This window comes from Microbacterium gorillae (genome assembly GCF_050990725.1).
Lineage (GTDB): Bacteria > Actinomycetota > Actinomycetes > Actinomycetales > Microbacteriaceae > Microbacterium > Microbacterium gorillae_A.
Genome location: NZ_CP158844.1, coordinates 1,031,092 through 1,043,646, shown reverse-complemented (window position 1 = coordinate 1,043,646; position 12,555 = coordinate 1,031,092). Strand labels below are relative to the sequence as shown.

The window sequence follows — 12,555 nt, the reverse complement described above, 5'->3', positions numbered from 1 at the left end:
CGAAGGAGGCACATGGATCAGGCGTCGACCACCCCGGGCAGCGACAATCTGCCTCGGCTGCTGACGATCCTCCATCGCGAGGGGGCGCGATCGCGGGCCCAGCTCACCGCGGACACCGGTCTCAATCGGTCCACCATCGCCTCGCTGGTTTCGGCATTGACGGAGGCGGGGCTCGCCGCTGAGCACGATCCGGCCCAGACGCGTCGCGTGGGCCGCCCCTCCCCCGTGGTGTCCGCGTCGTCCGACGTTGTCGCGATCGCCGTCAACCCGGAGGTGGACGCGGTCCGCCTCGCCGCGGTCGGCCTGGACCTCGCGGTCCGCGCCCGCGCAACGGTGGACCTGGACGCCCCACCCACTCCGCAGCAGGTCGCCAGCATCGTCGCGGCGACCATCGCCGAGTGGCGCAGCGCCGACCTGTCCACGGCTCGATTCGTCGGTGTCGGACTCGCCGTGCCCGGACTCGTGAGCGACACGGGCGTGGTCGCGAACGCTCCTCACCTCGGCTGGGTCGACGAACCGCTTGCCGACCTCGTCGCCGGTACGAGCGGGCTCGCGGCGCGCATCGGGAACGATGCGTCGCTCGGCGCGCTCGCTGAGCATCGATTCGGCTCCGGCACAGGTCGCAGCGACATGGTCTACCTCAACGGCGGTCCGTCCGGTATCGGTGGCGGGATCATCACGGATGGGCGCCTGCTGCGTGGAGTCTCGGGATTCTCCGGCGAGTTCGGGCACATCGTGTCGCCGTTCACCGTGCCCGAGGATCGCCGAACGGACACGGGAGCATTCGAGGACGAACTCCGCGCACCCGCCCACGACGACGCGGCGACGGAGCGCGCGCGCCGGCGGCGGATCCTCGCGGCCACCATCGCTACCGCGGTGTCCATTCTTGACACGGGTGTCGTGGTGCTCGGTGGAACACTGGCACCGCTCCTCGGCGAAGGGCGTGACGCGGAGGAGCTGCGCGACGAGATCGCCGCGCAGTGCATCCGTCCGAATGATCCAGCCTTCGCGGTGCTTCCCGCGGCGCTCGCCGACGACCGGCTCTTCATCGGTGCCGCCGAGCTCGCTTTCGCCGACCTGCTCGCCGACGACGCCCTCCTCCCCTGACCCCCGCGCACCCGCGTACCCCACACACCCGCATACCCCACGCACCCGCTCACGCCACGTCACCCACGCCGGTCACCTCACCGCGAGACTTCCGTCTGTGGGCGACAATCGACGCTTTGCGGGGATTCTCGCCCACAGACGGAAGTCTCGCGGGATCAGAAGTGCGGGATCAGCCACCCACCGATCAGCTGTACCCGGATCAGCCACACCAGCGAGGAAACGCGACTCACGTCAGCGCGACGGACGTCAGCGCGACCGACGTCAGCACGACACCGGGGCGCGCAACACGGCCCCGCGTGACGTCAGCCGCGGACGCGGGTCAGTCGCGAACGCGGGAGCGGGGGCGCGACGGAGCAACGGCGCGGGGGCGGGCCCAGAATCGACGGCGCACGACGGGGATCGGCTGCGTCACCACCGCATCCACCGTGCGCGAGCCGTCGATCGGCCCCACCACGGCGATCGGCGTGGTGTCGGTCGCGGGCTCTCCCGTCCGCACCGGCATCGCCGCGAGCGCGCGGCGCGCGTGCAGATACGCCGGCACCAGGACGACGACGGCACCGATCCAGGCCAGCGGGTTCGACCACGCCACACCGACATAGCCCCAGACGGCACCGAGGGCGACGGCGGCGAGCACGCGCATGCCGAGCTCGATCATGCCGGTGATCGTCGGGATGATCGCGCTCCCGAGGCCCTGCAGCGCGCCACGCAGCACGAACAGCACACCCAGGATCCAGTACGCGACCCCGTTGATCACGAGGGTGATCACAGCGAGATCGGCGACACCAGCGGCCTCGTCACCGATGAACAGGTGCACGAGCGGGCCACCGAAGACGATCATCACCGCGCCGAGCGCCGCCGACCCGATGAGGGTCATCCACACCGCCTGCACGACACCGCGGCGGATGCGATCCGGGCGACCGGCACCCAAGTTCTGCGCCACGAACATCGACGTGGCAAGGCCCAGCGAGGCGAGGAAGGCGCTGGCGAGCGAGTCGACCCGCATCGCCGTGGTGTACGCCGCCACCGCGTCGGCACCGAGGCCGTTGAGTCGGACCTGCACGGCGATGGCGCCGATCGAGATGATGGAGGCCTGGAATCCCATCGGCAGACCGAGTCGCAGGTGCTCGCGGACGTCGTCGGAGGTGATCCGCCAATCCTCGCGCTTCAGGTGCAGTTCGGGCAGACGCGCCTTGACATACAGCAGGCACAGCAGCACCGACACCAGCTGCGAGATCACGGTGGCGAGCGCGGCACCTGCCACGCCCCAGTCGAACACGGCGACGAAGACGACGACCAGCAGCACGTTCAGCAGGCACGCCAGGACGAGGAACACCAGCGGAGTGCGGGAGTCGCCGATCGCGCGGATGGCCGCGGAGAGGAAGTTGAAGAACATCGTGGCACCGGTGCCGAGGAAGCTGATGACGGTGAAGACCGTCGCCTCTGGCATCAGGATCTCCGGCGTGTTCAGCATGCGCAGCGCCCATTCGGAGAAGAACGGGGCGGCCGCCGTGATGAGCAGGCTGACGACACCGGTGAGGATCGCACCGGTGGCCACGGACCGACGCACCGCCGCGGCGTTCTGCGCACCGTAGGCCTGCGCGGTGGGAATGGCGAAGCCGGCGGTCATTCCCCAGGCGAACCCGAGGAGAAAGAAGATGAAGCTGCCCGTGGCGCCGACGGCAGCGAGGGAGTCGACACCGAGGTGACGACCGACCACCACCGTGTCGACGAACTGGTAGAGCTGCTGGACGGCGTTGCCGATGAGGAGGGGGATGGTGAATGCGAGGATGACGCGCCAGGGGCTGCCCGCGGTGAGCGACTGAGACATGACACTTTCTGGGAGAGGGAGTCGGATCGGGGGCGGGCGTCCGCCGTCACCGAAGGAACCGATTCCGGGGGGGCGGAAATCGGCCGGTGGGGCGGGTGGTCCGTTGCCGCTCGAGCAGGCGACGGCGTACCGCCGCTCGTCGGGACCGGTTCTATGCTCCCACGATTCGGCCCCAGAACGAAACGATTCGATCCCTGATTTTCCGCGCGCGAGGATCATGGCTGCCCGGACGTTGCGTTAGTGTTCCTGTGCGCCCTCCGACGCGCACACCCTCGATCGCGGCAGGCCCCGCCCGGTCCGACCTGGAGACCCGCCATGACGACCTCTGTCGCGCGCTATCGCGCCGAGCCGACGGTGCTCACCGCGCTGCGCACCCCACGTCTGCTGGTGCGCGAAGTGCTGGCGGGCCTCGTCGTGGCGCTGGCACTCATCCCGGAGGCGATCTCGTTCTCCATCATCGCGGGCGTCGATCCCAAGGTGGGCCTGTTCTCGTCGTTCATCATGGCGGTCACGATCGCTTTCGTCGGCGGTCGGCCGGCGATGATCAGCGCGGCGACCGGAGCCGTCGCGCTCGTCATCGCGCCGGTGATGCGCGAACACGGCATGGACTACTTCATCGCCACCGTGCTGTTGGCAGGCGTGCTGCAGATCGTGCTGGCGCTGCTCGGAGTCGCCCGCCTCATGCGCTTCATCCCGCGCAGCGTCATGGTCGGGTTCGTGAACGCCCTCGCCATCCTCGTGTTCCTCGCGCAGCTGCCACACCTGATCGACGTGCCCTGGGCCGTGTACCCGCTGGTGGCGGCCGGACTGCTGATCCTCGTGCTCCTGCCGCGCGTCACGCGGGTGGTCCCCGCGCCGCTGGTGTGCATCGTGTTGGTGACCGGTGCGGTCATCCTGCTGAACCTGCACGTGCCGACCGTGGGCGATCAGGGTGAGCTCCCCCGCAGCCTTCCCGAGCTGTTCCTTCCTCAGGTGCCGCTGACCATCGAGACTCTCTCGATCATCGGCCCGTATGCCCTCGCGATGGCACTGGTCGGTCTCATGGAGTCCCTGATGACCGCGAAGCTCGTCGACGACGTCACCGACACGCGCTCGAACAAGACGCGTGAGTCCTGGGGTCAAGGGGTCGCGAACATCGTCTCCGGCTTCTTCGGCGGCATGGGAGGCTGCGCGATGATCGGACAGACAATGATCAACGTGAAGGTGTCAGGGGCGCGCACGCGCATCTCGACCTTCCTCGCCGGGGTGTTCCTGCTGATCCTCGTCGTCACGCTCGGCGGCATCGTCGCCATGATTCCGATGGCCGCCCTCGTCGCGGTGATGATCATGGTGTGCGTGGCGACCTTCGACTGGCACTCGATCACCCCCGCGACACTGCGGCGACTACCCAAGAGCGAGACCGCGGTGATGGTGATCACCGTGATCGCCGTGGTGGCGACGCACAATCTCGCGGTCGGCGTCGTCGCCGGCGTCCTGGCCGCAAGCGTGATGTTCGTCCGCCGGGTGGCGCACCTGGTGGAGGTGCACCGCGATGTCGTGGCCGATGCGGAGGGCGATGTCGCCCGCTACGCCGTCACCGGCCAGCTGCTGTTCGCCTCCAGCAACGACCTCACCACGATGTTCGAGTACGCCACGGACCCGAACCGGGTCGTCATCGACCTCAGCGGGTCGCACATCTGGGATGCGTCGTCGGTCGCCGCGCTTGATGCCATCGAGACGAAGTACGCACAGCACGGCACCACTGTGGAGATCATCGGAATGAACCCCGGCACCAGCGCCTTCCACGCCCGCCTCTCCGGAGGGCTGGGCTAGCTCGGCTTCTGCGCCCGCCACTCCTCAGCGAGGATCGCGTAGGTGTAGCCGTCGACCCAGCCGTGCTCGGCATGCCAGGAATCACGCACGCCATGCTGCTCGCGACGCATGCCGAGCTTCTCCATCACGCGCCAGGAACCGTGGTTATCCGCGTAGCATCCCGCCGTCACGCGATGCACGCCGAGGTCATCGAAGGCCAGCGCGAGCAGCGCCCGGCCGATGTCGGTGGCGAAGCCTCGTCCCGCGTATGCCGGATCGATGAGGTAACCGATCCCGGCCTCGGCTCCGCGCCACGGGCCGTCGGGAACGTGGCTCTGTCCCATGGCGTCCGTCCGCCACAGTGAAGCGGTGCCCACCACGTCGTCTCCGAGGAACGCGATCGCCGAGTGGTCGTTCGGGTCTGCGATGGCGTCCAACCAGGTCTGGCGGAATGCGTCCGGCTCCACCTCTGTCGTGAGGAGCCAGGCGGTAACAGCGGGCTCGTTGCGCCACGTCAGCACGCGATCCAGAGAGTCGATGGTGGGGAGGCGGAGTTCCAACGCTCCCGCCGAACGCGGCCAGCCGATACCGGGAGAGGTCATGAAACCTGTCTAGCATGCGCCGCTGGGTCGCCACGTGGCACCCGATGACGTCCGAGCCAGGCCTCACGCCCCGCCGCGTTAGCATCGCGACACGAGGAAGGTGGCCGGCATGGCAACGGGAGTGATCGTCGTGGTCGGCGGCGGCGTGATGGGACTGGCGACCGGATGGGCACTCGCCCGTGCTGGGTCGCACCCGATCGTGCTGGAGCGCTTCGCGCGCGGACACCATGAGGGCGCCTCCCACGGTCACACGCGCAACTTCAACGACGCGTACTCCCGCGACGAGTATCTCGACCTGCTGGTACGGGCCCGCGAGCTGTGGGACGACCTCTCCGCGGGCCTCGATGAACCCCTGCTGCGCCCGCACGGACTGGTCAACCAGGGACCGATCGATCGCCTCGTCCCCGTGCAGCGCGCGCACGCCGCGCGCGGATTCGCCTCCCGCCTGCTGGAGCCAGCCGATGCAAGCGCGCGCTTCACGGGCATGAGATTCACCGACCCGGTGCTGCTGTCCGAATCCTCCGGCGTGATCCGCGCCTCGGCGGCCCTGCGCCAGTTCGAGGAGGGCATCCTGGCCGCCGGGGGCGAGGTCCGCTGGAACACCCCGGTACGCGCTGTCTCGCCGGAAGGACAGGTGACGCTCGCCGACGGTTCACAGATCGCGGCGGACCGCGTCGTCATCACCGCGGGAGCCTGGACACGCTCCCTCGTTCCCCGCGACATCCCGATGCCGGAGCTCCGCGTCACGGAGGAGCATCCGGCGCACTTCCGTCCGCTGCGCGACGCGGTCTGGCCCTCGTTCAACCACCTCCTCGGCGCGCCCTGGCCCGCCGATGTCTACGGCATGCCCGCACCGGGCGAAGGCGTCAAGGTCGGCTTCCACCTGGTGGGGCACGAGGTTGACCCGGCCCGGCGCCCACATGAGTCTCACTCGCTCGCGCAGCTGCGCGACTACGTCCGCGAGTGGTTTCCGGGCCTCGATCCGGACTCGGCCGAGCTCGTCAGCTGCACGTACACGTCAACCACGGACGAGGACTTCCACCTCGACCGATATGACCGGATCGTGGTGGGCGCAGGCTTCTCCGGTCACGGCTTCAAGTTCGCTCCGGCCATCGGCGAGACCCTCGCGCGTCTCGCCCGCGACGACGACTACCGCGCCGCGGCTCTCTTCCGTCGCGTCGAACGGCCGGCGCGCACGAAGTGAGCGAACGCACGAACGGCCCGGGAGATCATCTCCCGGGCCGTTCGCGACACGATCACTTGCGGTAGTTCGGCGCCTCGACCACGATCTGCACGTCGTGCGGGTGGCTCTCCTTGAGGCCTGCGGCCGTGATGCGGACGAACTTGCCCTTGGCCTGCAGCTCCTCGATGGTGCGCGCACCGACGTAGAACATCGACTGACGCAGGCCACCGACCATCTGATAGGCGACGGCGGCAACCGGACCGCGATACGCGACCTGGCCCTCGATGCCCTCGGGGATCAGCTTGTCGTCACTGGGAACATCCGCCTGGAAGTAGCGGTCCTTGGAGTAGGACGTCTTCTTGCCACGCGTCTGCATCGCACCGAGCGAGCCCATGCCGCGGTACTGCTTGAACTGCTTGCCGTTGACGAAGACCACGTCTCCGGGCGACTCGTCGGTGCCGGCGAACAGCGACCCCATCATGACGGTGTCGGCACCAGCCACGAGCGCCTTGGCGATGTCACCGGAGTACTGCAGACCGCCGTCGGCGATCACCGGAACACCAGCGGGCTTCGCAGCCTTCGCAGCCTCGTAGATCGCCGTCACCTGCGGCACACCGACACCGGCGACGACACGCGTGGTGCAGATGGAACCCGGACCGACGCCCACCTTCACGGCGTCCGCACCGGCGTCGACCAGCGCCTGCGCGCCTTCCCGAGTCGCCACGTTGCCACCGACGATGTCAATCGCATCGAAGGTCGAGTCCGCCTTGAGACGCTTGATCAGGTCGACCACACCGGCCGAGTCACCGTTGGCGGTGTCGACCACGATGACGTCCACACCCGCGTCGCGGAGGGCTTCGGCACGCTGCCAGGCCTCTCCGAAGAAGCCGATTGCCGCGCCGACACGAAGGCGACCCTGGTCGTCCTTGGTGGCGAGCGGGTACTTCTCGCTCTTGTCGAAGTCCTTGGTGGTGATGAGGCCGGCGAGCTTGCCCTCGTCGTCCAGCAGCGGGAGCTTCTCCACACGGTGCTTGGCGAAGATCGCCAGCACATCGTCGGCCGGGATGCCCACGGGAGCCGTGATGAGGCCCTCGCTGGTCATGACGTCCTTCACCCGGGTGATCGACTTGTCGCTCACGAAGCGCATATCACGGTTGGTGACGATGCCCACGAGGTGCCCGGTCTCATCGACGACGGGCAGCCCGGAGATGCGGTACTTGGCGCACAGCGCGTCCACGTCGGCGATGGTGGCGTCGGGCGTCGTGGTGATCGGATCCGAGATCATGCCCGACTCGGAGCGCTTGACGCGGTCGACCTGCGTGGCCTGGTCCTCGATGGACATGTTGCGGTGCAGAATCCCGATGCCGCCCTGGCGAGCCATGGCGATGGCCATGCGAGCCTCCGTGACGGTGTCCATCGCCGCCGAGAGCAGGGGCGTCGCAACCGTGATACGACGGGTCAGTCGCGAGGAGGTGTCGGCCTCACTCGGGATCACATCGGTGTGCCCCGGCAACAGGAGCACATCGTCGTAGGTCAGTCCGACGAAACCGAAGGGATCGTTCTGTTCCATGTACGGGGGGCTCCTCTCGCGCCGATGGGCGCAGATCATGCGGGGGTCGACGGCGACGGCTACGGGCTGGTGACCCGTTCTGTTGATTCTAAGCGTCCGCGAGGAGCGAAAAATTCCCGGCGTGGCGCGGTCCAGGCCACTCCTCCAGACCACTTGGCTTTTCGCTCCGCAACGAGCCATTTTGATTGCAATTTGTCCACAGAACGCCACAATGCTGGATCAATTGCTCACTGGCGTCTACGCTCATCGCAATCAGTGTCGATGCATCCCGATGCTTCGCGCCCGACACGAAGGAGGGTTCGTGGGCTCCACGACTCCCATGGCCAGGCCCCGCCGCAAATGGCAGGTCCTGTTCATCGCTGTGATCATGGCCGCCGCGGCCGTGTTCGCATCCGTATTCGCCGCAGCCGGCAGCGCTCGCGCTGACGAATCCCCCGACGGACAGACCGTCACGGACTTCGTCGTGAAGGGATTCATCACGTTCGAGGAGAAACCGCTCGAAGGCGTGAAGCTCTCGATCGACGGCAACGGCTTCTCCGGTGAGACCGAGACAGATGCCGAGGGCGCCTGGACGCTCTATGTGCCCGAGAAGGCCGAGTACACGCTCACGGTGGACGAATCCACCCTGCCCGACGGGGTGATCGTCGCCGACGGGGCGGAGAAGGAGGTGGTCTTCAAGCTCACCAACACCGTCCGCATCAACATGTTCCTCGGTGAGGGTGAGCGGGTGACGGAATCCTTCGCGGATCAGCTGCTCGTGCGCATCTCCAACGGCCTGCAGTTCGGCCTGCTGCTGGCGCTGGCCGGCATCGGCGCGGCACTGATCTACGGCACCACGGGTCTGTCGAACTTCGCGCACGGCGAGCTCGTCACGTGGGGGGCGTTCGTCTCGCTGGTGTTCACCTCCTTCTGGAGCCTGCCCCTGTGGGCAGGACTCGTCGCCGGTGTCATCGGTGGTGCGGCACTCGGGCTGGCGCTGGACGCCGGACTCTGGCGGCCCCTCCGACGACGAGGGCTCGGCGTCGTGCAGCTCATGATCGTGAGCATCGGCCTGTCGCTCACGCTGCGCTACGTGATCCAGTTCTTCATCGGCGGCGGCACCTTCCAGCTGGAAGGCGCGAACATGGCGCCGATGAAGTTCGGTCCGATCGCGCTGAGCTGGGTCGACATCATCAGCATCATCGTCTGCATCGTGTGCATCGGAGCCGTGGCGTACTTCCTGACGCGCACCCGACTCGGAAAGGCCACGCGCGCCATCTCCGACAACCCGCAGCTGGCCGCGGCATCCGGCATCAACGTGGACCGCGTCATCCGCATCGTGTGGGTGATCGCCGGCATGCTCGCCGCTGTCGCCGGCATCCTGTGGGCGTACTACCGGCCGGGCATCACGTGGAACATGGGCACCGGCATGCTGCTGCTCATCTTCTCGGCCATCACGCTCGGTGGCCTCGGTACCGCGTTCGGAGCGCTGGTCGGCTCGCTGATCATCGGTCTGGTGGTCGAGGTGTCCACCCTCTTCGGCGTCCCGAGCGACCTGAAGTACGCCAGCGCCCTCGTCGTGCTGATCATCATCCTCCTGGTACGGCCGCAGGGTCTGCTGGGCCGCAAGGAAAGGCTGGGCTGACGCATGAACTTCCTGAGCATCCTCAACGATGCGGCGAGCTACCTGCTGCAGCCGACCACCCTGGCGTTCGCGCTGGCGGCCACCGGCCTGGCCGTGCACTTCGGATTCACCGGCCTGCTGAACTTCGGAATGGCGGCCTTCATGGCGCTCGGCGCCTACGGCTACGCCATCTCCATCGTGAGCTTCGGTCTGCCCTGGTGGACCGCCATGCTGGTGGGCATGCTGGCCGCCGCCGTCTTCGCCGTGGTGTTGGGGATCCCGACACTGCGGTTGCGGGCCGACTACCTCGCGATCGTGACGATCGCGGCCGCCGAGATCGTGCGCTACCTCTTCCTCACGGAGAGCTTCACCGAGTACACCGCAGGCTCGGGCGGACTGAGCGGATACGCGCGCGCGTTCATCGACGCGAGTCCGCTGGCCGCACTGCCGAGCGACATGAAGATCGGCTTCGGACCGTTCAGCTACACACCCAGTCAGCTGAGCACCATCCTGTTCGGTCTGCTGATGCTCGCGATCGCGATCCTGCTGGTGTGGGCGCTGATGCGCAGCCCCTGGGGCCGCGTCATCAAGGGCATCCGCGAAGACGAGGACGCCGTGCGCTCTCTCGGCAAGAACGTGTTCGCCTACAAGATGCAGTCGCTCATCATCGGTGGCGTCATCGCCGCGGTGGGAGGCATCGTGTGGGTGATGGGGTCGGCCACCAGCCCCGGCCTCTACACCACGTCCACTACATTCCAGATCTGGACGATGCTGCTCCTCGGCGGCGCGGCCACCATCTTCGGCCCGGCGCTCGGCGCCGTCATCTACCTGGTGGCGCAGTCGTTCCTGTCCGGCTTGCTCAGCGGGATGGCGAAGGCGGGCATGCTCCCCTTCACCGATTCCCAGGCCAAGGTTCTGGTGCTGATCCTGCTGGGTCTCGTGCTGATGTTGATCGTGATCTTCCGCCCGCAGGGCATCCTCGGCAACAAGAGGGAGCTGACCTTTGTCAAGTGACAACACCCCCGCCGCGGCAGAGCCCGCGCCGGTGACCGGAAGCATCAAGCGGCCGAAGACCGTGATCGGGCTCGAGGGTGCCGCTGCACCCGGCGTGAAGAAGGCGGACCCGATCCTCGTGATCGACAACGTCACCCGCCAGTTCGGCGGCCTGACCGCCGTCGAGGTCGATCACCTCGAGATCCCCCGCCATGCCATCACCGCGCTGATCGGACCGAACGGCGCCGGCAAGACCACGCTGTTCAACCTGCTCTGCGGCTTCGACAAGCCCAACACCGGCCGATGGGCCTATGACGGGACGAACCTCGCCGGCGTTCCCTCCTTCAAGGTGGCCCGGATGGGTCAGGTGCGCACATTCCAGCTCACGAAGGCGCTGTCGCTTCTCACCGTGCTGGAGAACATGAAGCTGGGTGCGCCCGGCCAGCGGGGAGAGAAGTTCTGGACCTCCATGCTGCCGTGGCTGTGGCGAGCGCAGGAGCGTGAGATCGAGGCCAAGGCGAAGGACCTCCTCGTCCGCTTCAAGCTCGATGCCAAGGAGCAGGACTACGCGGCCTCCCTCTCGGGTGGTCAGCGCAAGCTCCTGGACATGGCTCGGGCGCTGATGAGCGACCCCAATCTCGTCATGCTGGACGAGCCGATGGCCGGTGTGAACCCGGCGCTGACGCAGTCGCTGCTGGATCACGTGCTCGATCTCAAGGAGCTCGGGATGACCGTGTTGTTCGTCGAGCACGATATGCACATGGTCCGTCACATCGCCGACTGGGTAGTCGTGATGGCCGAGGGGCGCGTCGTCGCCGAGGGTCCACCCGAGACCGTGATGGATGATCCCGCGGTGATCGACGCCTATCTGGGTGCCCACCAGGACGTGGATCTCGGTGTGGTCACCGGCCGCGTGCCGGGCGAGCTGGACACCTCGGCCATCCAGCTGCTGGACGAGATCGAGGCGGCCACCGAGGCCGACGGCGAGTCCGAGCGGCGCGACGAAGAGGAGCAGAAGTGAGCGAGAACGCATCCGATGTCGTCGTGCAGATGACGGATGTCCACGCCGGATATCTTCCCGGCATCAACATCCTCAACGGCGCGAATCTCGTGGCCCGCAAGGGCGAGCTGATCGGCATCATCGGCCCCAATGGTGCGGGAAAGTCGACCCTGCTGAAGGCCATCTTCGGGATGGTCAAGGTGCGCGGCGGCGAGATCACCGTGAACGGGGAGAGCATCGTGGGCCTCAAGGCCGACAAGCTCGTGTCGCGCGGTGTCGCCTTCGTCCCCCAGACCAATAACGTGTTCCCCTCGCTGACCATCGAGGAGAACCTGCAGATGGGGCTCTTTCAGAACCCGAAGGCCTTCGCGGAGCGGCTGGAGTTCGTCACCGGAATCTTCGCCGAGCTGGGGACACGCCTCAAGCAGCGCGCCGGGTCGCTGTCCGGTGGCGAGCGGCAGATGGTGGCCATGAGCCGGGCCCTGATGATGGATCCGTCGGTGCTGCTGCTGGATGAGCCCTCCGCCGGTCTCAGCCCGGTGCGTCAGGACGACGCCTTCATCCGCGTCAGCGACATCAACAAGGCGGGCGTCACCACGATCATGGTGGAGCAGAACGCCCGCCGCTGCCTGCAGATCTGCGACCGCGGCTACGTGCTGGATCAGGGCCGTGACGCGTATGAGGGTCCGGGTCGTGAGCTGCTCGTGGACCCGAAGGTCATCGCCCTCTACCTCGGCACCCTTGCGGAGGACGCCGCCTAGTCCCCCGTGGGAGAAGAAGAAACGCACCCCCGATCCCGGTCGGGGGTGCGTTTCTGCTTTCTCACGCCGGACAAAACGCGAGATGCCCCCGGTGAAGCACCGAGGGCATCTCGCGTG

The 12,555-nt window shown here is 67.4% G+C and carries 10 protein-coding genes; 7 read left to right on the top strand and 3 right to left on the bottom strand.

What is annotated here, in order from left to right; genetic code table 11:
• Positions 1-12: 12 nt before the first annotated feature.
• Complete coding sequence (locus tag ABTV68_RS04555; RefSeq protein ID WP_433676434.1) at positions 13-1,107, top strand: ROK family protein; 1,095 nt, start codon at positions 13-15, stop codon at positions 1,105-1,107.
• A 319-nt stretch (positions 1,108-1,426) separates the two neighbouring features.
• Here the strand turns inward: ABTV68_RS04555 and ABTV68_RS04550 are convergent, their stop codons facing one another.
• Positions 1,427-2,935 (bottom strand): MATE family efflux transporter, encoded by a 1,509-nt coding sequence (locus tag ABTV68_RS04550; RefSeq protein ID WP_433676433.1) that lies wholly within the window; start codon positions 2,933-2,935, stop codon positions 1,427-1,429.
• A 315-nt stretch (positions 2,936-3,250) separates the two neighbouring features.
• Here ABTV68_RS04550 and ABTV68_RS04545 point away from each other — a divergent pair, with 315 nt between their 5' ends.
• Positions 3,251-4,747 (top strand): SulP family inorganic anion transporter, encoded by a 1,497-nt coding sequence (locus ABTV68_RS04545; RefSeq protein ID WP_433676432.1) that lies wholly within the window; start codon positions 3,251-3,253, stop codon positions 4,745-4,747.
• Here the strand turns inward: ABTV68_RS04545 and ABTV68_RS04540 are convergent.
• On the bottom strand, positions 4,744-5,328 hold the full coding sequence (locus ABTV68_RS04540) for a GNAT family N-acetyltransferase (RefSeq protein WP_433676431.1): 585 nt from the start codon (positions 5,326-5,328) through the stop codon (positions 4,744-4,746). The two genes, ABTV68_RS04545 and ABTV68_RS04540, sit on opposite strands and share 4 nt — an antisense overlap.
• Before the next feature lie 109 nt (positions 5,329-5,437).
• On the opposite strand from ABTV68_RS04540, the gene ABTV68_RS04535 reads away from it, so the two are divergent.
• Positions 5,438-6,532, top strand: a complete 1,095-nt coding sequence (locus tag ABTV68_RS04535) for an FAD-dependent oxidoreductase (protein WP_433676430.1) — start codon at positions 5,438-5,440, stop codon at positions 6,530-6,532.
• 52 nt (positions 6,533-6,584) lie between these two features.
• Here the strand turns inward: ABTV68_RS04535 and guaB are convergent, their stop codons facing one another.
• Positions 6,585-8,081 (bottom strand): IMP dehydrogenase, encoded by a 1,497-nt coding sequence (gene guaB / locus ABTV68_RS04530; RefSeq protein WP_433676429.1) that lies wholly within the window; start codon positions 8,079-8,081, stop codon positions 6,585-6,587.
• A 319-nt stretch (positions 8,082-8,400) separates the two neighbouring features.
• Here guaB and ABTV68_RS04525 point away from each other — a divergent pair, with 319 nt between their 5' ends.
• Genes ABTV68_RS04525 through ABTV68_RS04510 form a run of 4 tightly spaced genes read left to right on the top strand, consistent with a single transcriptional unit; the run spans position 8,401 to position 12,438 of the window.
• A complete protein-coding gene (locus ABTV68_RS04525) occupies positions 8,401-9,705 on the top strand; it encodes an ABC transporter permease subunit (RefSeq protein WP_433677544.1) in 1,305 nt (434 codons plus the stop codon).
• Between the two features lie 3 nt (positions 9,706-9,708).
• Positions 9,709-10,698, top strand: coding sequence for a branched-chain amino acid ABC transporter permease (locus tag ABTV68_RS04520; RefSeq protein WP_433676428.1), 990 nt, complete (start codon positions 9,709-9,711; stop codon positions 10,696-10,698).
• Positions 10,688-11,698, top strand: coding sequence for an ABC transporter ATP-binding protein (locus tag ABTV68_RS04515; protein ID WP_433676427.1), 1,011 nt, complete (start codon positions 10,688-10,690; stop codon positions 11,696-11,698). Before ABTV68_RS04520 ends, ABTV68_RS04515 begins: the two co-directional genes overlap by 11 nt.
• 29 nt (positions 11,699-11,727) lie before the next feature.
• A complete protein-coding gene (locus tag ABTV68_RS04510) occupies positions 11,728-12,438 on the top strand; it encodes an ABC transporter ATP-binding protein (RefSeq protein ID WP_433677543.1) in 711 nt (236 codons plus the stop codon).
• Positions 12,439-12,555: the final 117 nt, after the last annotated feature.